This is a genomic window from Pseudooceanicola profundi, from assembly GCF_050897955.1.
Taxonomy (GTDB): domain Bacteria; phylum Pseudomonadota; class Alphaproteobacteria; order Rhodobacterales; family Rhodobacteraceae; genus Pseudooceanicola.
This window is the reverse complement of the sequence record NZ_JBPAXZ010000001.1, coordinates 3,227,543-3,248,046: the sequence shown is the minus strand read 5'-3', so window position 1 is coordinate 3,248,046 and position 20,504 is coordinate 3,227,543. Positions and strand designations below refer to the sequence as shown.

At 63.9% G+C, this 20,504-nt stretch carries 23 protein-coding genes; 10 read left to right on the top strand and 13 right to left on the bottom strand.

Translation table 11 applies throughout. From position 1 onward, the window contains the following. The first annotated feature begins 5 nt into the window (after window positions 1–5). From ACRARG_RS16390 to ACRARG_RS16375, 4 genes are all read left to right on the top strand, one after another. Window positions 6–818, top strand: coding sequence for a TatD family hydrolase (locus tag ACRARG_RS16390; RefSeq protein ID WP_432691106.1), 813 nt, complete (start codon window positions 6–8; stop codon window positions 816–818). Beyond that, on the top strand, window positions 818–1,618 hold the full coding sequence (locus tag ACRARG_RS16385) for an MBL fold metallo-hydrolase (RefSeq protein ID WP_432691104.1): 801 nt from the start codon (window positions 818–820) through the stop codon (window positions 1,616–1,618). The genes ACRARG_RS16390 and ACRARG_RS16385 overlap by 1 nt, the downstream gene beginning before the upstream one ends. Beyond that, a complete protein-coding gene (locus ACRARG_RS16380) occupies window positions 1,615–2,550 on the top strand; it encodes an AEC family transporter (protein WP_432691102.1) in 936 nt (311 codons plus the stop codon). Before ACRARG_RS16385 ends, ACRARG_RS16380 begins: the two co-directional genes overlap by 4 nt. 64 nt (window positions 2,551–2,614) lie before the next feature. Beyond that, the gene (locus ACRARG_RS16375) at window positions 2,615–3,406 is read left to right on the top strand and encodes an enoyl-CoA hydratase-related protein (RefSeq protein ID WP_432691100.1); all 792 of its coding nucleotides are present in this window, start codon (window positions 2,615–2,617) and stop codon (window positions 3,404–3,406) included. Between the two features lie 107 nt (window positions 3,407–3,513). Here the strand turns inward: ACRARG_RS16375 and ACRARG_RS16370 are convergent, their stop codons facing one another. Continuing rightward, window positions 3,514–3,741 carry a hypothetical protein gene (locus ACRARG_RS16370; protein WP_432691099.1) on the bottom strand — a complete coding sequence of 76 codons (228 nt, stop codon included), beginning with the start codon at window positions 3,739–3,741 and terminating at the stop codon, window positions 3,514–3,516. A gap of 125 nt (window positions 3,742–3,866) precedes the next feature. Continuing rightward, entirely contained in the window at window positions 3,867–4,154 is a 288-nt protein-coding gene (locus ACRARG_RS16365; RefSeq protein WP_432691097.1) for a phasin family protein, read from the bottom strand. Between the two features lie 134 nt (window positions 4,155–4,288). Between ACRARG_RS16365 and ACRARG_RS16360 the strand changes: the two genes are divergently transcribed. The 3 genes from ACRARG_RS16360 to ACRARG_RS16350 all read left to right on the top strand — a co-directional run bounded on the left by ACRARG_RS16360 (window position 4,289) and on the right by ACRARG_RS16350 (window position 7,465). Further along, the gene (locus ACRARG_RS16360; protein ID WP_432691095.1) at window positions 4,289–4,657 is read left to right on the top strand and encodes an S-adenosylmethionine decarboxylase; all 369 of its coding nucleotides are present in this window, start codon (window positions 4,289–4,291) and stop codon (window positions 4,655–4,657) included. A gap of 109 nt (window positions 4,658–4,766) precedes the next feature. Further along, a complete protein-coding gene (locus ACRARG_RS16355; protein WP_432691094.1) occupies window positions 4,767–5,537 on the top strand; it encodes a hypothetical protein in 771 nt (256 codons plus the stop codon). After that, window positions 5,534–7,465: a sulfotransferase gene (locus ACRARG_RS16350; RefSeq protein WP_432691092.1), complete on the top strand. Its 1,932-nt coding sequence runs from the start codon at window positions 5,534–5,536 to the stop codon at window positions 7,463–7,465. The genes ACRARG_RS16355 and ACRARG_RS16350 overlap by 4 nt, the downstream gene beginning before the upstream one ends. Before the next feature lie 50 nt (window positions 7,466–7,515). Here ACRARG_RS16350 and ACRARG_RS16345 read toward each other — a convergent pair whose 3' ends face one another. Beyond that, window positions 7,516–10,464 carry a Hint domain-containing protein gene (locus ACRARG_RS16345; protein WP_432691091.1) on the bottom strand — a complete coding sequence of 983 codons (2,949 nt, stop codon included), beginning with the start codon at window positions 10,462–10,464 and terminating at the stop codon, window positions 7,516–7,518. Window positions 10,465–10,789: 325 nt separating this feature from the next. Here ACRARG_RS16345 and ACRARG_RS16340 point away from each other — a divergent pair, with 325 nt between their 5' ends. The 3 genes from ACRARG_RS16340 to ACRARG_RS16330 all read left to right on the top strand — a co-directional run bounded on the left by ACRARG_RS16340 (window position 10,790) and on the right by ACRARG_RS16330 (window position 13,758). Further along, the gene (locus ACRARG_RS16340; protein ID WP_432691089.1) at window positions 10,790–11,404 is read left to right on the top strand and encodes a TetR/AcrR family transcriptional regulator; all 615 of its coding nucleotides are present in this window, start codon (window positions 10,790–10,792) and stop codon (window positions 11,402–11,404) included. Between the two features lie 100 nt (window positions 11,405–11,504). Further along, window positions 11,505–12,470: an NAD-dependent epimerase/dehydratase family protein gene (locus tag ACRARG_RS16335; RefSeq protein ID WP_432691088.1), complete on the top strand. Its 966-nt coding sequence runs from the start codon at window positions 11,505–11,507 to the stop codon at window positions 12,468–12,470. A gap of 1 nt (window position 12,471) precedes the next feature. Then, window positions 12,472–13,758: a flavin-containing monooxygenase gene (locus ACRARG_RS16330; RefSeq protein WP_432691087.1), complete on the top strand. Its 1,287-nt coding sequence runs from the start codon at window positions 12,472–12,474 to the stop codon at window positions 13,756–13,758. Between the two features lie 115 nt (window positions 13,759–13,873). On the opposite strand, the gene ACRARG_RS16325 is transcribed toward ACRARG_RS16330, so the two are convergent. The 10 genes from ACRARG_RS16325 to ACRARG_RS16280 form a co-directional block, all read right to left on the bottom strand. Then, a complete protein-coding gene (locus ACRARG_RS16325) occupies window positions 13,874–14,455 on the bottom strand; it encodes a GNAT family N-acetyltransferase (protein ID WP_432691085.1) in 582 nt (193 codons plus the stop codon). After that, window positions 14,452–14,844: a ketosteroid isomerase-related protein gene (locus ACRARG_RS16320; protein ID WP_432691083.1), complete on the bottom strand. Its 393-nt coding sequence runs from the start codon at window positions 14,842–14,844 to the stop codon at window positions 14,452–14,454. Before ACRARG_RS16320 ends, ACRARG_RS16325 begins: the two co-directional genes overlap by 4 nt. Before the next feature lie 20 nt (window positions 14,845–14,864). Further along, window positions 14,865–15,326 (bottom strand): arsenate-mycothiol transferase ArsC, encoded by a 462-nt coding sequence (locus ACRARG_RS16315; protein ID WP_432691081.1) that lies wholly within the window; start codon window positions 15,324–15,326, stop codon window positions 14,865–14,867. A gap of 4 nt (window positions 15,327–15,330) precedes the next feature. Next, on the bottom strand, window positions 15,331–15,810 hold the full coding sequence (locus ACRARG_RS16310; RefSeq protein WP_432691080.1) for a UPF0262 family protein: 480 nt from the start codon (window positions 15,808–15,810) through the stop codon (window positions 15,331–15,333). A gap of 123 nt (window positions 15,811–15,933) precedes the next feature. Further along, window positions 15,934–17,241, bottom strand: a complete 1,308-nt coding sequence (gene hisD / locus ACRARG_RS16305; protein WP_432691078.1) for a histidinol dehydrogenase — start codon at window positions 17,239–17,241, stop codon at window positions 15,934–15,936. Between the two features lie 51 nt (window positions 17,242–17,292). Next, entirely contained in the window at window positions 17,293–17,499 is a 207-nt protein-coding gene (locus tag ACRARG_RS16300; protein WP_432691077.1) for a DNA gyrase inhibitor YacG, read from the bottom strand. Further along, window positions 17,496–18,560 carry a ribonuclease E/G gene (locus ACRARG_RS16295; protein WP_432691075.1) on the bottom strand — a complete coding sequence of 355 codons (1,065 nt, stop codon included), beginning with the start codon at window positions 18,558–18,560 and terminating at the stop codon, window positions 17,496–17,498. Before ACRARG_RS16295 ends, ACRARG_RS16300 begins: the two co-directional genes overlap by 4 nt. Then, window positions 18,557–19,132, bottom strand: a complete 576-nt coding sequence (locus tag ACRARG_RS16290; RefSeq protein ID WP_432691074.1) for a Maf family protein — start codon at window positions 19,130–19,132, stop codon at window positions 18,557–18,559. Before ACRARG_RS16290 ends, ACRARG_RS16295 begins: the two co-directional genes overlap by 4 nt. A gap of 22 nt (window positions 19,133–19,154) precedes the next feature. Beyond that, a complete protein-coding gene (infA, locus tag ACRARG_RS16285) occupies window positions 19,155–19,373 on the bottom strand; it encodes a translation initiation factor IF-1 (RefSeq protein WP_005978431.1) in 219 nt (72 codons plus the stop codon). A 160-nt stretch (window positions 19,374–19,533) separates the two neighbouring features. After that, window positions 19,534–20,487, bottom strand: coding sequence for an aldo/keto reductase (locus ACRARG_RS16280; RefSeq protein WP_432691072.1), 954 nt, complete (start codon window positions 20,485–20,487; stop codon window positions 19,534–19,536). Between the last annotated feature and the right edge of the window lie 17 nt (window positions 20,488–20,504).

Here is a 20,504-nt window from a genome sequence, read left to right as displayed (position 1 = left end):
GCCATATGACCTCCGACATCCAGATCACCGACAGCCACTGCCACCTCGACTTCCCGGATTTCGACGAAGAGCGCGACGCGGTTATCGCCCGCGCCATCGAAGCCGGGGTGACGCGCATGGTGACCATCTGCACCAAGCTGCCGGGCCTGCCCAAGGTGCAGGCGATCTCGGAGGCGCATGACGAGATCTTCCATACTTTCGGCGTGCATCCGATGTCGGCGGCAGAGCATCCTCCGGTGACGGTCGATCAGCTGGTGGCGCTTTCGAAACATCCGAAATTCGTGGGCATCGGCGAGACGGGGCTCGACTACCACTACACGGCGGAAACGGCGGAGGTTCAGAAGACCTCCCTCCGCATCCACTGTGCGGCGGCGGCGGAGGCGGGACTGCCGCTGATCATCCATGCGCGCGCGGCAGATGAGGACATGGCGCGGATCCTCGCCGAAGAGCATGCCAATGCGGCCTTCGACTGCGTGATGCACTGTTTCTCCTCCTCGGCAGAGCTGGGGCGGGCGGCACTGGATCTGGGGTTTTACCTTTCGATGTCGGGCATCGCGGCCTTCCCCAAAAGCCAAGAGCTGCGGGATATCTTCGCCACCGCGCCGCTTGACCGGATTCTGGTGGAGACGGACAGCCCCTACCTCGCCCCCCCGCCCTATCGCGGCAAGCGGAACGAGCCGGGCTATACCGTGCATACGGCCAAGGTGGGGGCGGAGGTCTTCGGGATCGATTACGCCGAGTTCGCCCGCGCAACGCAGGCCAATTTCGACCGGCTTTTCGCCAAGGCCGCAGCCTGGCCCAAGAGGAACGCCGCCTGATGGGAGAGCTGCGCTTCACCATCCTCGGCTGCGGATCGTCGGGCGGCGTGCCGCGGCTGGGCGGCCATTGGGGCGCCTGCGACCCGGCCAACCCCAAGAACACAAGACGCCGCTGTTCTATGCTGATCGAGCAGGAACGCGACGGCGGCACCACCCGTATCCTCGTGGATACGGGGCCGGACCTGAGGTCGCAGCTTCTGGATGCCGGGATCGGTCAGCTTGATGCGGTGGCCTATACCCATTCCCATGCCGACCATGTGCATGGGCTCGACGATCTGCGAATGATCGTCTTCAATACACGCAAGCGCCTTGCGGTCTGGGCGGATGGCGACACGCAGGAGGCGCTGGTGTCGCGCTTTGCCTATGCCTTCGTTCAGCCCGAAGGCTCGCCCTACCCGCCGATCCTGAACATGAAGACCATCGAAGGTCCGTTCACGGTGGATGGCGCGGGCGGCGCGGTCACCCTGACGCCCTTTCGGGTCAATCACGGGTCGATCGATGCGCTTGGGTTCCGCATCCGGGATTTCGCCTATCTCCCGGACGTGGCGCAGATGACGGAGGAGGCCTGGGAAGCGGTTCAGGATCTCGACTGCTGGGTGCTGGACGCCCTCAGGCGCGATCCCCATCCGACGCATTCCCATCTGGAACAATCTCTGGCCTGGATGGACCGGGCCGGACCGAAACGGGGCATCCTCACGAATATGCATATCGACCTCGACTATACCGCCGTCGCGGCAGAGACGCCGGACCATATCCAGCCCGCCTATGACGGGATGCAGATCACCTATCCGATCTCATGAGCGCGCTCATCATCGTCATCCTGCCCGTCTTCCTTCTGATCGGGGCCGGATATATTGCGACGCGTTTTGCTGGTTTCCCGCAATCCGGGGTGGACGGGTTGATGAAATTCACCCAGTCCTATGCCTTTCCCTGCCTGCTGTTCCGCGCCGTCAGCACCTTTGACATCGGCGAACAGTTTCATGCGCCGCTGCTGCTGACCTATTACACCGCCGCGACCATCTGCTTTGTCGCGGGGTTCCTTGCGGCCCGGCTGATCTTCAAGCGCGACCTTGAGGATTGCGTGGTCATCGGCTTCTGCTGCCTGTTCTCCAACACGCTGATGCTGGGCATTCCCATTACCGAACGCGCCTTCGGCAGCGATGCGCTTGAGGCGAATTTTGCCATTATCGCGATGCATGCGCCCTTCTGCTATTCGCTGGGGATTGCGGCGATGGAATCCGTGCGGGCGCGTGGCCAGGGGCTGCGGCCGCTGGGGATTGCAGCGCAGATCGGACGGCAGATGGTGCGCAATCCGCTGGTGATCGCGCTGGTGCTGGGGTTCATCGTGAACCTCGGCAATATCTCCATCCCGGCCCCTGTGACCGATGCGCTGAAGATGATGGTCTCGGCCTCCGTTCCCGCCGCCCTTTTTGCCGTGGGGGGCGTGCTGGTGCAGTACAAGATCGAAGGCGACCTGCGCGTCGTGCTGGTGATCTGTGTCATCTCGCTGATGCTGCATCCGGCGCTGGTCTGGGCCTTCGGGTCGCTGGCGCATCTGTCGGAGGGGCAGTTCCGCTCCGCGCTGATCACCGCCGCAGTGGCGCCGGGGATCAACACCTATGTCTTTGCCAATATCTACGACCGGGCGAAACGGGTTGCGGCCTCGGCCGTTCTGGTGACGACCTCGGCCTCTCTGGTCAGCGTATGGTTCTGGCTCTCGCTTCTGCACTGACGGGATCGCTCTGGACACCGGTTCCGAACTGCGGAAGATTGTTCCGCAATGAGGAGGAGAGACAATGAGCCAGGTTCTAACAGAGACCAGAGGCGGCATCCGCATCGTCACGCTGAACCGTCCGGAACGGAAAAACGCGTTTACGCCACAGATGATCGTCGATCTTGAGGCGGCGCTGACAGAGGCGGCGGGCGATGCGGCGGTCCGCGCGGTCATCCTGACCGGGGCGGATGGCACCTTTTGTGTCGGCGGCGATGTCAAGGCGATGAACGAAGGCGCGGGGCGCGACAAATCCTTCTTCGAGCGGCGCAAATCGCTGCGCGACCGGATGCAGGTGTCTGATCTGCTGCACAATATGCCCAAGCCGACGATCGCAGCCATTGAAGGCGCTGCCGCAGGCGCCGGCCTGTCGATCGCGCTCGCCTGCGATTTCCGGATCTCTTCGGCCACGGCCAAGATCACCACCGCCTTTGCCAAGGTGGGGCTGTCGGGCGATTTCGGCGGGACCTTCTTTCTGACGCAGATCCTGGGCGCGGCCAAGGCACGGGAGCTGTACCTGTTCTCTCCCATCATTTCCGGCAAAGAGGCTGAGACGATTGGCATGGTGTCCCGGTCGGTCGATCCCGGCAGCGCCTTGGATGAAGCGCTGGCCTTTGCCCAGACGCTTGCCAGCGGTGCGACGGTCGCGCTCGGGCGGATGAAAGCCAACCTCAATCTTGCGGCGGCTGGCGGCAGCCTGAACGAGGTGATGGATCTGGAGGCGGAGAATTTCACACATTCGGCCCAGACAGCCGACCATAAAGAGGCGGCAGCGGCCTTTGTCGAAAAGCGTCCACCCGATTTCCGGGGGGCATGATCCGGCAGAACCTGCCCCGCGGGGTCTGGCTGTGACGGACAAATCCGGTCACGCTCCGGCGCGCCAGTGGCCTTGAGCCCGGCGCGCCTGCCCGCAGCGCCTGTCAGTCACGCAAGATAGGATTTTGCCTTTTCAAGCAGGTCTTCGACGGACAGACCCAGACCTTCGAGCATCGACAGGTCAATCCCGTGCTCTTCCAGTTTGGCGGTGATGCCATCGGCATCGAGATCCGCCAAGGCGGAAAGATCGATCCCGCTCTCGCCGATTTTGTCCATGATTGCATCCATGCCGCCAGCTGCACCGGCCACCTTGGAGAACATATCGCCCAGTCCCATATCTAACCTCCTGTAACACCACGCCGCACGGCAGACAGCGCCGGCGGTCATGGCCATCAAACAGGATCAGCCCGGCCCGGCGCAAGTCGGGCCGATCATTAAAGGACCGGAAAAGGCCGGCGGAGTTAGTCCTTGGTCGTCTTGCCGATATGGGCCATGTTCAACAGCTTTTGCGATTCAGCCTGGTAATCCTCGACCACCTGCTGCCAGAAGGCAGCCTGAATATGGAACATGTCCTGAGGCGTCGCCGACAACATATCCTTTTGAAAGGACACATCCTTTTCCATACGTCGCGCACCGAACGCCATGATCTCGGCGCCCATTTCCATGCAGGTGGTCATCATTTTGGCGGCGGGATTATTCGCCATCATGCTGGCGGTGTCGGCGGCGGCTTGGTCTTTCTTTTCGGCCATGATTCTTCCTCCTCAAGATGTCATGCGCGATGCCATTGATTGTGGGGCAAACCGAATTTCAATCAATCCCGCCTGTGCACAGCCGCCGCAGAAGACATATTTCCCTGCAAGGAACCGCGGTGTATCGGTCCGATATGAGCGATCTTTCTGTTCCGGCATATCTGTTCGTCATTGATCACCGCGGCGGCCGTGGACTCGCCGATCCGGAGGTGCTGGAGACGGCGGTACGGGAGGCGGCCGCGGCCGCCGGTGCGGACATCCTGACGGCGGAATTCGCGCTGCGACCGGATGCAAGCGGCCCGGCCGGGGTGGCCTGGCTCCGGAACGGACGGATCACCGCGCAATGCTGGGCGGAGCTTGAATATGCTCAGTTCGACCTGATTATCCCGGGCGAAGGCGCCGCACAGCGCGCCGCAGATCAGCTGGCGCGCAGCCTGCTGCCGGACTGGGCCAAGGTCACCGCCGTGCCCCTGAACCATTTGTCGCACCTGCCCCCCGACTGACGCGAAAGACGCGGCTCAACACGTTCGGATCCTTGCCAGAAAGCCGGAAGGGATTTACGCTTTTGCGTCATGAGCGGCATCCGACCGCTGACTTGCAGGCAGGGCTCCGATGGACATCAGCATCAATTATACCAGGGGTCAGGACGACCCCAAAAGCGGGCCGGTCAAGGTCGGCTGGGTTGTGTCGGATGTGGAGGCGCCGGTGATCTACGATCCGCCGCGGCGGGTCAATTCGCGCGACGCACGACGGGAACATGGCAAAAGCGCCTCGCGGTGTCCTGCCGTTCTGGGCCTGGAATCCCGCTATTTCGAGATTGCCTGCCCGTTCGACATCAACATCGGGTTCGACCGCGACAAGGACGGCCGGCCGCATCTGCGCAACCTGGCCGGGACCTCCGGGCCGATCCGCGCCTCCACGCTTGGAAAACGCCTGTCGATCACGAACGAGGCCGAATGGCGCTATCCCGACCGGCCGATCATCCAGCTGAAACTGCCCTATATCTTTCTGGCTGACGAGCCGACCTATATCACGCAGCTGGATGCCTATCTGCATTATCGCAAGACGCCCCTGCCCGGCACGATCTTTGGCGGGCGCTTCCCGATCAACCTGTGGCCGCGTCCGCTGATGTGGGCCTTTGAATGGCACGATGTCAGCAAGCCGATCACTCTGCGCCGGGGAGACCCGCTGTTTTACTGCCAGTTCGAATTCGACAATCCCGAACGCAGCGTGCAGTTGATCGAAGCCAGCATGACGCCCGAGCTGAAGAGCTATCTTGAGCATATCAGCAGTGCCGTGAACTATGTTAACCAGACCTTTTCGCTGTTCGACGCGGCCAAACGTGTGCGGCCCCAAACCCTGATTACTCCCGCCAGATCGTGACCCCGGCCAAGAAAGACATCTCGGCGCTGCTCGACAAGGCGACCGAGGAATTCAACGCCGGTCGCATATCCGGTTGCCATGGCATGATCGCGGATCTGATCGACCGGCCGCCCAAAGATCCGTCGCTGCGCAGCCGGGTGATCTATCTGCAGCTTGGATGCGCGCTTTACTACACCGGCGATCTGGACGCGGCCCGCGCGGTCAATGCCTCGCTTGCGACCCGGCACTGGCGGCCGATGCGGTATCGGCTGTCGCTCAGGCTGCGCGACTACACAACCGCCCGCCGGTTGCGCAAGGACCCGCAGGTCACGGACCGGGAGCGCGCCGATTTCCGGACCACGGCCGGGCTGCATCTGCTCTGGGCGAACCGGTATCGCCGGGCCTTTCCGCTATTTGCCCACCGGCATGAGGCCATCCTGTTTCCCAAAGTCATGCCGACGCGGGCGCGCCACGTGTTTCTTACGGCCAATATGTCCGAAGATGTGGACACAATCGTTCTGGAACAGGGCCTTGGCGATGTGCTGTTTCACCTGGCCCATATCAAGGCCGAAGGGCGGCACGAAACCTCCTGCTTCATCGGATTGCGCCGCTATGGGTCTCTGATCAAACGGTATTTCCCCCAGGCCCGGTTTCTGGCGCATGAGGATATGACCGAAAAGGACGGCGTGCCCGACGTCCATCTGGCCGCTGATTTTGTCGGCCGGCGCTATTGCGCGACCGGAGATCTGCGTCCGGGTCTGTGTCTGGACACGCCGACCCGCAAGGCCGCATCGTTGCCGGTCTGGGGCATATGCTGGCGCGGTGGTTCGGGTCAGAACCGGCGGGAGGAACGCCATATCCCTCTGCGGATATTCCTCGATTCCCTGCCCCGCACGGCCCGGTTCATGGCGCTGCAATTCGATATCACGGACGAGGAGCGCGCGATGCTGCAGGCCGATGGCCGGTGCTTCGTGCCGCTGTCCGATGTCACCGGGGATCCGCTGAATACGATCGACATGATCCGGGATCTGGCCGGGGTCATTTCGGTCGACAGTGCCAACTGGCACATGGCCGGGCTCTCCGGCGTGCCGCTTCTGGCGATCATGAACCAGACGGCGCATTGGTTCTGGGGGCCGGAAGCCCGCGCCGAGAGCGCCTTTGACACGGCGCAGACCATCCGCAAGGAGCATTTTTCGGCAGACGCCGTGCTGCCGTTTGTCGCCCGGACAGAGGCCGAATGGCAGGCCCGGCCACAACAGATGCGCATGCCGGCGCTGGCTATCGACCGGGTTCCGGTGCCGGAGCGTCCGGTTTTCATGGTCGGCCTGCCACGCTCTGCCACCTCCATGACGATGGGTCTGCTGCATGCGCATGGGCTGTGGCTGGGGCAGACCGTGGCCGGCAATGCCGAAAATCCAAAAGGCTATTTCGAAAGCCGGGTGCTGCGCGATGAACTGGTCAAACCGGTGCTGACCGCACTGGGCGTGGATCCGCTCGGCGTGCGGTCGCTGCCCGACTGGGAGGTGCTGCCGCCCTTCCCGACCCTGCGCATATTGATCGGTAAGGCGCTGCGGCGGGAGAAATACGATTTCAAAATGCCCTGGGGGTTCAAGGACCCGAAGCTGACGCTTCTCTGGCCGCTGTTTGACGCGGCGTTTCCGCAGGCCCGCTGGGTGATCGTCCGGCGCGACCGCGAGAAGGTGCTGGACAGCCTGTGCCGGACATCGTTCATGGCGCGGCATTCGACCAGTCCGGAATTCTGGAAACCGTTCTGCGCCGCTTACGACTATCGCCTCGACAGGCTGCGGCGGAGCGGTGCCCAGGTCTTTGACGTGGACAGCGACCGCCTGGCCGCAGGAGATACAGAGCAGATCGAGACCGTCATAGAGGCCAGCGGTCTGACCTTCGATCCGCAGATCGCCGCGGCGGCGATCCGGCGCGACGTCTAGGCACCACGATCCCCGGTCCGGTTCCGGACCCAGACCGGCCTGCGTCAGGCTCAGTGGGCGCTGGTGTCGAAGGTCGTGTGATCCATCACCGGGTGAATATCCGACGGGACCCACATTCCACTGACCACCCTGGCCTCCCGCCGGGTGAGGATGCGCCGCGCCGGAACAACCGGGGCCTGCCCGTCGCACAGTTGCGGCATGGCTTTGAAGAGAGACATCCGGTCCTCCTCTGTCAGCGTCGCCAGACCTTCAGGACCGGGCAGGAAGCTCTCTGTCTCCGCGCCCTCGGCATAGAGGATTTCATGCCGATCCAGACAGATGTGATGGTAGGTGATCTCCGGCCGGGGCTCGAACCGGATGGTGACGCCATCGACGAGGAATTTCGCGGCCACCAGCACCTCGGGCGTATCGAACATCATATCTGCCTGCCAGCTGGACAACAGCATGCGATGCTGGGGCGAGACCACAAGCGGCTGGTCGTTGCCAAAGATGCCGGCGTCGATCACGACCGGCATTGACGCCCCCCGGCCCGTCACAGTGCGGCGCCCGGTCCAGCGCAGCGGTTGCGGCCCGTGATCGCGGGTCAAAACATAGTCGCCGGGGGTCAGGTCTTCGACCGCGCGGGCTCCTCCCGGTACGGCGATCTGCGTCCCGCTGGCAAAACATATGATGTGCTCGATGCCCGAGAATGTCGCCACATCGCCATTGGAGAACTGGATCGTGCCGCTTTCGTTGTTGCCGCCTCCGTAGGTGATCTGCGAGACCTCTCCGGCGGCGCCGAGCGCGCTGATGTCCAGCACGTCGTAATCCGTGTCGCCCGCGTCTTCACCGCCCGAGATGTCGTAGTTATTGGCGCCGGTCAGGACGAAGGTGTCGCTGCCCGCATCGCCCGACAGGGTGTCGTCGCCGGAGGCCCCTGTGACCAGATCGTCGCCCGAGCCGGCATAGATTTCGTCTGCGCCCTGCCCGCCTTCCAGCGTGTCGGCGCCGGTGCCGCCATAGAGGCTGTCCTCGCCGGACCCGCCATAGAGCTCATCCGGGCCGCCAAGGCCGGACATGCTGTCGTTCCCGGCCCGGCCGTAGAATATATTGGTATAGGCATCGCCCGACACGGCATAGACGTCAAAGCCGATGATCGTGTCATCGAAGTTGGAGCCATAAACGCCGTCGATGCCGGAATAAATCTGGTCACCCGTGGCCGCGCCGCCGATCGAGAAGGTGTCCAGATCGACGTAGACGCCACCGGTCTCGGCCCCGAAGTCGATGTAATCCTGACCGGTCCCGCCGTGATAGGCATCATTGCCGAGGCCGGAATACAGTGTGTCCGAGCCATCGCCGCCGTAGAGCGTGTCATCGCCGGACCCGCCCCAGACGTGGTCATCGCCGGAGTCGCCATGCATTGAGTCATTGCCCACGCCACCGTAGACGCTGTCGTTGCCTGCACCGCCGCCGATCCAGTCAGCGCCGAGGTCTCCCTCCACGACATCGACACCGGCACCGCCGAGGATCGTGTCATCGCCCGACCCGCCATAGATCACGTCGTCGCCCGACCCGCCGGTCAGTGAATCATTGCCGCCGCCGCCGTAGATCGTGTCGTCGCCGATCCCGCCGTGCATCGTATCGGCGCTGTTGCCTTCGGCCACGCTATAGCTGTTGACCGCCCCGCCGGTGCCGGCATCGTAGATGACCTGCGCGCCGGTGCTGTAGAAAATGACGCTCCCGTCATCGGCAATCACAATCGCGCCGGCGTCGGGATGGCTGGTCGCGGTCTGGGCGACGATATTGTTGTCGGCATCATAGGCGATCAGATTGCCGTCCGTGCCCACGTGCAACCGGTCCACACCCAGAACCGGATAACCAAAGAAATCGTAGGTTTCGAGAACGCCATCCCCGTTGTCATCCATCTCGATGACAACCGATCCGTCCATGCGCACAACCAGACGGGTGTTGCCGGAGGGCGAATAGACCGCCTCGCCGATCATCAGATCGGTGCCGCGGACGATCCATTCCGGGTTATATCCGGAATAGTTGATCTCGTAGCCGCCGCGCATCACGTCGTCGCCCGAGCCGCCGTAGAGCACGTCGCTGCCCCGGTCGGCGATCAGCGTATCGTTGCCCTGTCCGCCATACAGCGTGTCGTTGCCCCAGCCGCCGCCCAGATTGTCATTGCCGATGCCGCCGTAGACACTGTCATCACCGGAGTTACCGTCGAGAGAGTCGTCGCCCGATCCGCCCTGAACGATATCCGCCCCGGCGCCGCCAGAAATCGCATCGTCCCCGGTGCCGGTCAGGATGACATCGTCCCCGCTGTGGCCCATGGCGCGGTCGTCGTCGCTGCCGTCGCTGTCGCCGATGGCATCGCCCTGGCTGTCGGTATAGCCGTCGCTCATGGTTTCGCCGGCTGCCGTGCCATCGGCCATGCCATTGAAGTCGCCGATCACGGATTCGATGCCGTGAAATTCGATCTGTTCGCCGTTGAAAAACGTTATGAAGCCCGAACCGCCGCCGGAATAGGTAATGTCCGCGACGGCGGAGTCCTGCAGCTGCGACAGATCGATGGTGTCTGTTCCGCCCTCCCCGTCGATGTAATCGCTGTCGGGGCGCAGAATGACGATCGTGTCGTTGCCGGTCCCGCCGTAAAGGTCGTCATCGCCGGAACTGGAATACAGCAGGTCGTCGCCGGAATCGCCTTCCAACGTGTCGATACCCGCACCGCCGTAGAGAGTGTCACGACCGGCCGAGCCCCAGAAGCTGTCGTCGCCACTGCCACCGTAAAGCAGGTCCTGCCCGCCGCCGCTGCCGCCGTAGATCGTATCGTTGCCGGCACCGCCGTAAACGGTGTCATCGCCCCAGCCGGCGTTGATCGTGTCCGCACCGCCGTAGCCGTAGATTGTGTCACGATTGCCGTCGGGGCCGTCGACGGAATCTCCGTCGCCGTCAACAAAGTTGGACGGGATCGAATCGTCGCCCGAACTGCCGTCGACCTTTCCGTCGGCCATCGCTCTCCGTTGCCTCTGCGCCTTGCCCGGCTATACCCGGTTTTTTTCTGAGAAACCTGTGGCGAACCTCCAGTTTCGCCGTCTCCACCTACCCAGGGTTCTCTTTAATTTCATCCGCGTTTTTTCTCGGGCAAAATTATGGCGAAAGTAAGACCTCCGCCTCAAATGCCTGTATTCACCTTTGTCCGACCTCCAGCATTTTGGCCCGGTTTCCGCATGAGTTGTGAGTCAGACTGATTAGCAAGTATAAGGTGAGAAGGTTAATAAAAATTAATCTGGTCGGAGGGGTATAAGATAATTTAGACCATCAGGAAGAGAGGTCAGGATGGCACCGCCGCGCAAACCGAACTGGCGCAAAGCCGAAATTATCGCAGCGGCGGCTGAGTGCTTTATGGAGCGCGGCTATCAGGCGACTACCGTGGATCACGTCGCCGCCCGCCTCAATGCCACCAAGGGCCGGATTTATCACCATTACGACAGCAAAACCGACCTCTTCTTCGACGTTCACAGAGAGGGGATGAACCGGCTGTTTGCCGGGCTCCAACCGGCGCTTGAGAAGGGTGACGGCACCGCGCGCGACCGGTTGCATGGAATGATGCTGGCGCACGCGCGGTCCATGCTGGAGCATCACACGTTCGAAAACGTCGTCGCTCAGGGCGTGCAGGTCCACAGGTTTCAGCAAGTCAGCCCGGAGCAGCGCGCGACCATGGCAGATCTTATCGCGTCCCGTGACGCGTTCGAGGCGCTGTTCAGATCGGCCCTGCAAGACGCCATCGACGAAGGATCGGTTCCGTCCATGGATGTCTCTATCGGGGTCAAAACCCTGCTTGGCGCCCTGCAATGGTCGATTTTCTGGTACCGGCCCAAGGCGGATGAAACCGAACTGGACCGGACACGGCTGGCCGAAAAGATTGTCGCCCCCCTGATCAGCGGGTTCTGACCCCCTCGCTTTTTTCTTTGCGGACAGAGGCACAGGCCCGTCAGCGGAGAGTTGACGCCAGAAACATACTTGCTAGTATGTTTTTTGAGGGGAGAACAGCATGAGAGTGATGATCACCGGCGCGGCCGGATTTCTGGGGCGCAGACTGACGCACGAGCTGATCGCGCGTGGCCATCTGGCGGGCGCGGACGGTACGCCTCGGGCTATCTCCCGACTTGTGCTGACGGATCTGGGAGAGGTTCCGCCCCTGCCGGGAGGTGCGACGGCACTGGACGTTCGCAGGATCCAGGGTGACCTGGCTGACCCGGGCATCCTGCAGGAACTTTGCGCCGAACCTTATGACGCGCTGTTTCATCTCGCCTCCCAACTGACCTTTCATGCAGAAGCGGACCCCGATCTTGCCTGGAAGATCAATGTTGCGCCGTTCCAGGCCCTGATCGGGGGGGCGGTGTCTGGCGCGCGCGTGATCTTTGCCTCTTCCATCGCGGTCTTTGGCGGGGCGCTTCCCGATGTGGTCGACGACAGTCTCGCGCCGCTGCCGCAGACCACCTATGGCATGCACAAGGCCGTCAACGAGCTGATCCTCGCGGATGCCTCGCGTCATGGGCGGATCGACGGGCGGGCGCTTCGCCTGCCCATCGTGCTGATCCGGCCGGGGATGACGCAGCCCGTGGTGTCGGATCAGGTGGCGGCTATCGTCCGGGAACCGCTGGAGGGCCGTGCCTTTGCCGCCCCCCTGCCCGGCGATCTGGGCGTACCGGTCGCGTCTGCCGGGGCGGTGGTGCGGGGGCTGATCGCCCTTCATGACGTACCGCGCGCCGCGCTGCCGCCCAAGGGCGCGCTGAACCTGCCCGCGCTGACCGTGACCGTGTCCGAGATGCAGGCCGCCGCGCAGCGCGCGGGCGCCACTGGCGCGATGAGCTGCGCGCCGGTGCCTGCGACGGTCGAGGTGGTGCGCGGCTGGCCGGGGCGGTTCGTGTCGCGATACGCCGAGGGGCTGGGGATCGGCCCGGATGCGGATTTCGACGCGGTGATCGCGGATTATCTGGCACATCGGGAGGGCTGAGATGGAGAAGGTCTGTATCATTGGCGCCGGGTCCTCCGGCGTGACCGTGGCGAAATCGCTGAAAGAGGCGGGCGTGCCTTTCGACATCTTCGAAAAGGGCAGCGCCATCGGGGGGATGTGGCGGTACGAGAACGATAATGGCCAGTCCTCCTGCTATGCCTCACTGCATATCGACACGAGCCGGCCGAACCTCGGCTATTCCGATTTTCCCATTGACCCGTCCCTGCCGGATTTCCTGAGCCATGCGCAGTTCCTGGCCCATCTGGAGCGCTATGCCGATCATTTCGGGATCACACCGTTGGTCACGTTCCGGACCGCCGTGAGCTCGGTTGAGCCTGAGGGCGGGCGGTATCGCGTGACATTGGACAGTGGCGAGGTGCGGGATTATGCGCGCGTTGTGATCGCCAACGGGCATCTGTCGGATGCGCGCATGCCGGAATTTCCGGGGGTGTTCGACGGCGAGGCGATCCATTCGCATTATTACAGGACCGCTGATCCCTATATCGGCAAGCGGGTTCTGGTGGTGGGGATCGGCAATTCCGCGGTGGATATCGCGGTCGACCTCTGCCGCAGGGCGGCGCATGTGACGCTGTCGACGCGGCGGTCGGCCTGGGTGATGCCGAAGTACCTGATGGGCGTGCCGATCGACCAGTGGTCAGGCTTCCTGGGGCGGAAGCTGCGGCTGCCGACACCCGCAGTGCGGCGCATCATGGCGCAGCTGATCAAGCTGGGGGTGGGCGATCAGCGGCGGTTTGGCCTGCCCCGGCCAGACCATCCGATGTGGCGCGAACATGCGACGCTGAGCCAGGACCTGCTGCCCAATATCGGCCATGGTTATATTGATGTGAAACCCAATCTGTCTGAGCTGAAGGGCGACCGGGTGGCGTTCGTCGACGGGACGGAGGCGGGCTATGACGCGATCATCTATGCCACGGGTTACGGCGTCTCCTTCCCCTTCCTGTCGGAGGCGGTGTTCGATCCTTCCCAATCAGGGGAGCTCTACCGGCGGATGGTGGTGCCCGCGCATCCCGGGCTGATCCATGCCGGGCTGTTGCAGCCGGTAGGGCCGACGATCCCGTTGGTCGAGGTGCAGGGCAAGTGGATCGCGGCGCTCTCGTCCGGGCGGATGGAGATGCCGGATCATGCGGGCATGGTGGCGGAGATCGCCGCGCATCGCGATTACCAGCGGCGGGTCTATCTGGATGCGCCGCGCTATATGCTGGAGGTCGATTACAAGACCTATGTCGGGCAGATGCAGAGCGATATGACGGCCGGTCGCGCGGGCTGAGATTTGGCGGAATTGTGCGGCTGCGCCGCGTGTGATGTTTTGCGCCCGCATCCGCGGGCGCGGGCGGAGGCGGCCTGCCTCCGCACCTCCGGGGATATTTCCGGCAAGAAAAAGGTCAGAGGGAGCGCATCCAGACCTGGAGGGGGTGGTCGGTTTCCTCCGGCTGGCCGATATCACGCCAGTGGAAATGGGCGATGGCGCCCGGCAACGGGGTGTAGCCGCGTTTGCGCCAGAATATGTCGTGGCTGCGGGCCTCTGCGGGTCTGGCCGGGTGGGTCTCGGGGCGGATGACCGAGCAGAAGGCGGACTGGGTGCGCCCGAGGCTGCGGCCATGGGCTTCGCGGGCGTCGAAGAAGGCATGGCCCAGTCCATGGCCGCGATAGTCCGGCAGGAGCACCGACTCGGCGCAGTAGAATATCGTGTCGAGCGGGTCGGGGTGGTTGGCGAAGGGGGCAGCGAAGTCATCGGTATGGGTTTCGAGCCCCATGCCGGTGGCGGCACCGATGATTTTCGCGCCGTCGAAAGCGGCCACCACGATGGCGGTGGGATCTGTATAGCTCGCGAGGTAGCGGCGTTCGTAATCGAGATCGCCGTCGTAGAGATAGGGCCAGTCGCGGAAGACGCGGATACGCAGGCGGGCGAGATCGTCGAGCGCGGTATGCAGCGCCTCTCCGGTGAGGATGCGGGTCTCTGTCACGAGACCTGCGCTGTCCAGTCGGCGAGGTTGTAATAGGTGGTGACGCGGGCGATCTTACCGTTCTTCAGGGTGAAGAAGGACCCGGCGGGGAGGCGGTAGGTCTGGCCGCGCGCCTCTGGCAGGCCAGCGTCGGTGGCGAGATAGGTGCCGTTGACGATGAATTCGGCGGCGGCGCGGGTGCCCGAGGCGTCATGGAAGATCACCATATCGGTGAGAGTCTCTTTGTAGCAGCGTTCCATATGGGCGCAGAACTCAGTGAAGAGCGCCTTACCGGTGCGGATTTTACCCTCGTTCACATGGTGGGCGATGTCGTCGGTCAGGCAGTCCAGCATGGCGGGGATGTCGCCCGCGTTGAAGGCGTCGAAATAGGTTTTGATGATATCGGTCATGGGAGATCGGAATTTGGCGGTCAGGGATTGGCCTTGGGCGGCCCGAACCGGCGTTGCAGGTTGTCGATGATCTGGTCGCGGCACTGGCGGTAGGCGTTGAGCTTCTGCTCCCGCGTTTCGCCAATGCCGGTGGGGTCCATGATCGGCCAGTAATCGACCGTCAGGTGGTAGAATTTTGTCAGGTCCAGCGCGCGTTTCTGCGAGGCGGAGGAGAGCGCCACGATCAGGTCAAAGCTGGAGAGGTCGTCGCCGAAGCGCGCCATTTCGTCGAAGGAGCGGGAGCGGTGGCGGGAGAGCTCCACCCCGATCTCCTCGCAGACGGCGATGGAGAAGCCGTCGATTTCGAGGTCATTGTAGCAGCCGGCAGACTGGACATAGGTGCCGGTGCCGTAGAATTTCTTCATGATGCCTTCGGCCATCGGAGAGCGGACGGCATTGTGGTCGCAGCAGAACAGGATCGATTGTGGCAGTTCTGCTGGCAAACCGTCAGGCTCCGAAGTGCAGGACGCAGATCAGGGTAAAGAGGCGTCTCGCCGTATCGTGGTCTACCACGGCCTTGCCTTCAAGCCGTTCCGTGAGGACACGTGCACCTTCGTCGTGAATTCCGCGCCGGGCCATGTCGATCGTCTCGATCTGCGCGGGGGGCAGGTTCTTGACCGCGTCGAAATAGCTTTTGCAGATGGCGAAGTAGTCCTTCACCACCTGGCGGAAGGGGCCCAGCGACATCAGGAACTGGGCGGCGGGGCTGGCGTCTTCGGTCTGGACGTCGAAGACGAGGCGCTTGTCCTGAATGGCAAGGCCCACGCGATAGGGGCCGTCGGGCACAAGCCGGTCGTCCCGCTTGGGCAGGGTGAAGCTGTTTTCTTCGAGAAGATCGAACATGGCGACGCGGCGCTCCTGTTCGATCTCGGGCGTGGGCGGCGGCAGATTGCGGTCGTCCAACTCGATATGGGCAATGTAGGACATCGGTCCGGTTCCCTTTGATCGGTTGCAAGGTCTCCCCTAGCTGACCAATCTATGCTGCAATGCAGCAATATTCCACTTGTTCGTTAACTTATGGTGAATTTGTCGCGACTGCCAACCGGGAATTTACCGGTCCCGGTTCAGCGCGTCGAGCCGGGCGCGGACGGAAAGGCCATGCGCTTCAAGGCTTTCCGAGGTTGCGAGGATTTCCGCCGAGGGGCCGATGGCCTTGAGCGCGCCGGGGGTCATTTTCGCCATGGTGGTCCGCTTGAGGAAGTCCATGACCGACAGGCCGGAGCTGAATCGGGCCGAACGCGCCGTGGGCAGGACGTGATTGGGGCCGCCGACATAGTCGCCAATGGCCTCCGGCGTCCAGCCACCAAGGAAGATGGCCCCGGCATGGATGCAGTGTTCGGCCAGCGCGTCGGGGTCGGCGACGCAAAGTTCGAGGTGTTCGGGGGCGATGCGGTTCGACAGCTCTGCCGCCTCGTTAAGATCGCGCACCGTGATGACAGCGCCGAAGTCGCGCCAGCTGGCGCCCGCGATCTTGCGCCGTTCGAGCGTTTCGAGGCGTTTGTCGACGGCCTGCATGACGGCCTGACCGAAATCGGCATCGGGGGTGATCAGCAGCGACTGGGCGCTTTCGTCATGTTCGGCCTGTGACAGCAGGTCGAGGGCGATCCAGTCGGGGTCATTCTCGGCATCGGCAATCACGAGGATTTCCGAGGGGCCCGCGATCATGTCGATGCCGACCTTGCCGAAGACGCGGCGTTTGGCGGCGGCGACATAGGCATTGCCGGGGCCGGTGATTTTATCAACCGGGGCAATGGTTTCCGTGCCATAGGCCAGCGCAGCAATCGCCTGTGCCCCGCCGATGCGGTAGACCTCGTCCACGCCCGCGATCCGGGCGGCGAGCAGGACCAGCGGGTTTACCGCGCCCTCGGGCGTGGGCACGCAGATCGCCAGACGCGGCACGCCCGCGACCTTGGCGGGGATCGCATTCATCAGGACGGAAGAGGGATAGGAGGCGAGGCCGCCCGGCACGTAGAGGCCCGCGGCGGAGACAGGCGTCCAGCGCCAGCCCAAGGTCGCACCCTCCGGATCGGTCCAGGAGGCGTCGGCGGGCATCTGGCGGACGTGATAGGCGCGGATGCGTTCGGCGGCGAGCTCCAGCGCCTGCCGCTGATCCTGCGGCACTGTCGCGCAGTAGCTGTCGATCTCCTCGGCCGAGAAGGCAAGGGTCCCGGGGGTGAGGGAGAGCCGGTCGAACCGGTTGGTCAGCGCGATCACCGCCGCGTCGCCGGTCTGGCGTACATCGGCAATGATCCCGGCGACGACCTCATCCACGTCGGGGCTGTCCTCCCGCTTCGCGGCGAGCAGGGCGCGAAACTGGTCCTCGAAATCGGGGTCCGTGGTGGACAGGATCTGTGGCATGGGCATCTCCCTCTGGCGTGGCTCTTAGCCGGGGTGCGCGGGGGTCACAAGTCAGTGACGGGTGGGTTCGTCATCCTGTGGCTTTGCGGCTGCGCCCCGTTCCAGCGCGTCCAGCGCCTCCTCGATATCCTGCGGATCGTTGGAGGGGATGGCGTAGCTGCCTCGCATCCAGCGACCAAGATCGATATCGGCGCATTTCTTGGAACAGAAGGGGCGGTAGTCCTGCTGGGTCGGCTTGTTGCAGATCGGGCAGCTCATTCCAGCATCTCCTTCGTCAGAAGGGCCGCGAGGGGCAGGCGCGACCGCTTGCGCTGAAGCTCATAGAGGCCCAGCGGCGTCCATCCGGCCATGACGGTTTCGGTGTCGTCCGTCTTGAGCGCGGCGCGCAGGGCGCCCTCGAAAGAGCGGCGGTCCTTTTTGGGCATCGGCGCCACGTCCAGCGTGATGATCCCGCCCAGCCCCCGCAGGCGGAGCTGGCGCGGCAGGTCGCGCGCCATGGCGAGGTTGGCCTTGAGCCCTGCGGCCAGAGAGGTATCGCCGCCGGTGTTCACATCCACCGCCACCAGCGCGCGGGTCGCTTCGATCGCCATATGGCCGGGGGAGATCGCGACGATGGGGGAGCGCAGGGCCTCGATCAGCTCCAGCGCGCCGTGATGTTCAAGGCAGCCGGGGGCGGTGTCGATCTGCGCCTCGACGGTCCATTCGCGCCAGGCGGTGGCATGGGGGCCGTCGCCTTCGGTCAGCTTCTCGGGCGGGCCCTCGGCATCGGCCAGCACCTGGGCGGCGAGGTCGGCGGTTTCACGGATATCCTGCGCGACCTCATGCGGATCGGCCCCGGCGCAGGAGGAGCGCAGGATCAGGCCCGCCGGGTCTTCCCCGGCGAGGATCGGATGGCCGTCGAGCGCGTCATGGGCGAGCTCCAGCAGCGCATCGCGGTCCTCCTCGTCGATCTGGCGGGAGACGTTGAGGCCCGGCGCGCCGGGGGTGACGATGGCATAGCGGCTTTTGAACAGCAGCCTTGTAGTGACCGGGATCGCCTTGCCGTCAGAGGCATAGCCGGTGACCTGCACCAGCAGCGGCTCGCCCGGGCTGAGGCCCTTGACCTGCCGCAGAAAGGCGGAGCCGTCGGGGGTTTCGAGGAACATGCCCCCCTGCCCCTTGACCGGCCGGTCGGCGCGGGCGCGGTAGATCGTGCCGGGACGCGGCGCGTCGCTGTCGATCAGCAGGTCTTCAAGGTGGCCGTCGCGCAGAAGGGCGGCGGTTTCCACCGGGCCGTCCTTGCCGGGCAGATGGTCGAGCAGGATCAGGTGGCCCTTCATGCGGTCCTCCAGACCGGGTAGCCGGCGGCGGTCAGCAGCGCGGCGGTTTCGGCGACGGGCAGGCCCATCACGGCGGTGTAGCTGCCCTGGATCCAGGGCAGGAAGGCGCCCGCGGGCCCCTGGATGCCATAGGCCCCGGCCTTGCCCTGCCAGTCATTGGTGGCGAGGTAGGCATTGAGTTCGGTATCCGACAGCCGCTTCATCTTCACCGTGGTGACGACGTCACGTTCCCAGATTTGGTCGCCCCTGCGGACGGCCACGGCAGTGATGACCTTATGCCGGCGGCCGGACATGGACAGCAGGAATTCCGCCGCCTCCCCCGCGTCGCGCGGTTTGCCCATGATACGACGGCCAAGCGCAACGGTGGTGTCGGCGCAGAGCACGACATCCTCGGGACCCGCCGCCACCGCCTGCACCTTTTCGCGTGTCACGCGGATGCAATAGGGGCGCGGCTGTTCGCCCTTCAGCGGGTCTTCGTCGATATCGGGGGGGCTGACGGCGTCGGGTTTGATCCCGAGCGTCGCCAGAAGTTCCAGACGGCGGGGACTGCCGGATCCGAGGATCAGCTTCATATCAGCCCGCGCCGCCCGGCGCTTACTTGAATCGGTAGTTGATCCGACCCTTGGTCAGATCATAGGGGGTCATTTCGACCTGGACCTTGTCGCCAGCCAGAACACGGATGCGGTTCTTGCGCATCTTGCCTGCCGTATGTGCGATGATTTCATGGCCGTTCTCGAGCTCGACCCGGAATGTCGCATTAGGCAGGAGTTCCTTCACGACGCCGGGGAATTCGAGAGTGTCTTCCTTGGCCATGATGTCTCCGTTGTTGCGTTGCCCGCAAGGACGCGCGGGTGCGCGAGTACATGGGGGGAAACGGGGGGATTTTCAAGTCAAATATGCTCTGCGACCGCCGGTCGGGCCTCCTGCGCGGTTCAGACGGCCCCGGGCCGCGGCCGGCCCGGGGTGCCTGACATCAGGCGCCGGCGGTGGTCAGGCTCTCGATATCGGCGGGCGACAGCGCAAGCGATGCCGCCCGGGCAAAGCTTTCGACCTGTGCGACGGTTGTGGCGCTGGCAATCGGCGCCGTGACACCCGGCTGCGCCATGATCCAGGCCAGGGCGACCTCGGCCGGAGCGGCGGAATTGTTGGACGCGATCTCCTCCAGCCGGTCCAGCAGACGCATGCCACGCTCGGTCAGATATTTCTCGACCATCCGGGCGCGCTGCCGGCCCTGCAGATCCTCCGGCCTGCGATATTTGCCGGACAGAAATCCGGCAGCGAGAGAGAAATAGGTCACCACGCCGATCTCCTCCTGCCTGCAGAGCTCCTGCAGCGGGCCCTCGAACGTGTCACGATCGTAGAGGTTATATTCGGGCTGGATCACCTGATAGGCCGGCAGGTCATTGTCCCGCGCCGCCGTCAGAGCGGCCTGCAGACGTGCGGCATCGTAGTTCGACGCCCCGATGGCCCCGATCTTGCCTGCGGCCAGCAGATCGGAATAGGCGCCCAGCGTTTCCTCATGCGTGACCGTCTCGTCGGGCCAGTGCGAGAAATAGAGATCGATCCTGTCGGTCTGCAGACGCTTCAACGACCGGTCAACCGCCGTGGCGATCCAAGCCGCCGACAGGCCCTTTTCGCCCGGGCCGCCCATGTCGGAGCCCACTTTGGTGAACAGTTTCACCCGGTCGCGCATGCCGGGCCGCGCGGCGAACCACCGGCCCAGAACGGTTTCGGATTCGCCACCGCTATGCCCGTCGGCCCATGCCGAATAGACATCGGCCGTGTCGATGGCATCAAAGCCGTGATCGATAAAGGCATCCAGCACACGGAAGCTTTCGGCCTCATCGGCGGTCCAGCCCAGAACATTGCCGCCAAAAACGATCGGCGCGATATCGAGCCCGGTGGTGCCCAGTTTATTGCGTTTCATAGTCTTCTCCTTTGTCG

Coding starts and splice junctions, on each gene's coding strand:
- ACRARG_RS16390 (WP_432691106.1), top strand. CDS start 6: ATGACCTCCGACATCCAGATCACCGACAGCCACTGCCACCTCGACTTC.
- ACRARG_RS16385 (WP_432691104.1), top strand. CDS start 818: ATGGGAGAGCTGCGCTTCACCATCCTCGGCTGCGGATCGTCGGGCGGC.
- ACRARG_RS16380 (WP_432691102.1), top strand. CDS start 1,615: ATGAGCGCGCTCATCATCGTCATCCTGCCCGTCTTCCTTCTGATCGGG.
- ACRARG_RS16375 (WP_432691100.1), top strand. CDS start 2,615: ATGAGCCAGGTTCTAACAGAGACCAGAGGCGGCATCCGCATCGTCACG.
- ACRARG_RS16370 (WP_432691099.1), bottom strand. CDS start 3,741: ATGGGACTGGGCGATATGTTCTCCAAGGTGGCCGGTGCAGCTGGCGGC.
- ACRARG_RS16365 (WP_432691097.1), bottom strand. CDS start 4,154: ATGGCCGAAAAGAAAGACCAAGCCGCCGCCGACACCGCCAGCATGATG.
- ACRARG_RS16360 (WP_432691095.1), top strand. CDS start 4,289: ATGAGCGATCTTTCTGTTCCGGCATATCTGTTCGTCATTGATCACCGC.
- ACRARG_RS16355 (WP_432691094.1), top strand. CDS start 4,767: ATGGACATCAGCATCAATTATACCAGGGGTCAGGACGACCCCAAAAGC.
- ACRARG_RS16345 (WP_432691091.1), bottom strand. CDS start 10,464: ATGGCCGACGGAAAGGTCGACGGCAGTTCGGGCGACGATTCGATCCCG.
- ACRARG_RS16340 (WP_432691089.1), top strand. CDS start 10,790: ATGGCACCGCCGCGCAAACCGAACTGGCGCAAAGCCGAAATTATCGCA.
- ACRARG_RS16335 (WP_432691088.1), top strand. CDS start 11,505: ATGAGAGTGATGATCACCGGCGCGGCCGGATTTCTGGGGCGCAGACTG.
- ACRARG_RS16330 (WP_432691087.1), top strand. CDS start 12,472: ATGGAGAAGGTCTGTATCATTGGCGCCGGGTCCTCCGGCGTGACCGTG.
- ACRARG_RS16320 (WP_432691083.1), bottom strand. CDS start 14,844: ATGACCGATATCATCAAAACCTATTTCGACGCCTTCAACGCGGGCGAC.
- ACRARG_RS16310 (WP_432691080.1), bottom strand. CDS start 15,810: ATGTCCTACATTGCCCATATCGAGTTGGACGACCGCAATCTGCCGCCG.
- hisD (WP_432691078.1), bottom strand. CDS start 17,241: ATGCCACAGATCCTGTCCACCACGGACCCCGATTTCGAGGACCAGTTT.
- ACRARG_RS16300 (WP_432691077.1), bottom strand. CDS start 17,499: ATGAGCTGCCCGATCTGCAACAAGCCGACCCAGCAGGACTACCGCCCC.
- ACRARG_RS16295 (WP_432691075.1), bottom strand. CDS start 18,560: ATGAAGGGCCACCTGATCCTGCTCGACCATCTGCCCGGCAAGGACGGC.
- ACRARG_RS16290 (WP_432691074.1), bottom strand. CDS start 19,132: ATGAAGCTGATCCTCGGATCCGGCAGTCCCCGCCGTCTGGAACTTCTG.
- infA (WP_005978431.1), bottom strand. CDS start 19,373: ATGGCCAAGGAAGACACTCTCGAATTCCCCGGCGTCGTGAAGGAACTC.
- ACRARG_RS16280 (WP_432691072.1), bottom strand. CDS start 20,487: ATGAAACGCAATAAACTGGGCACCACCGGGCTCGATATCGCGCCGATC.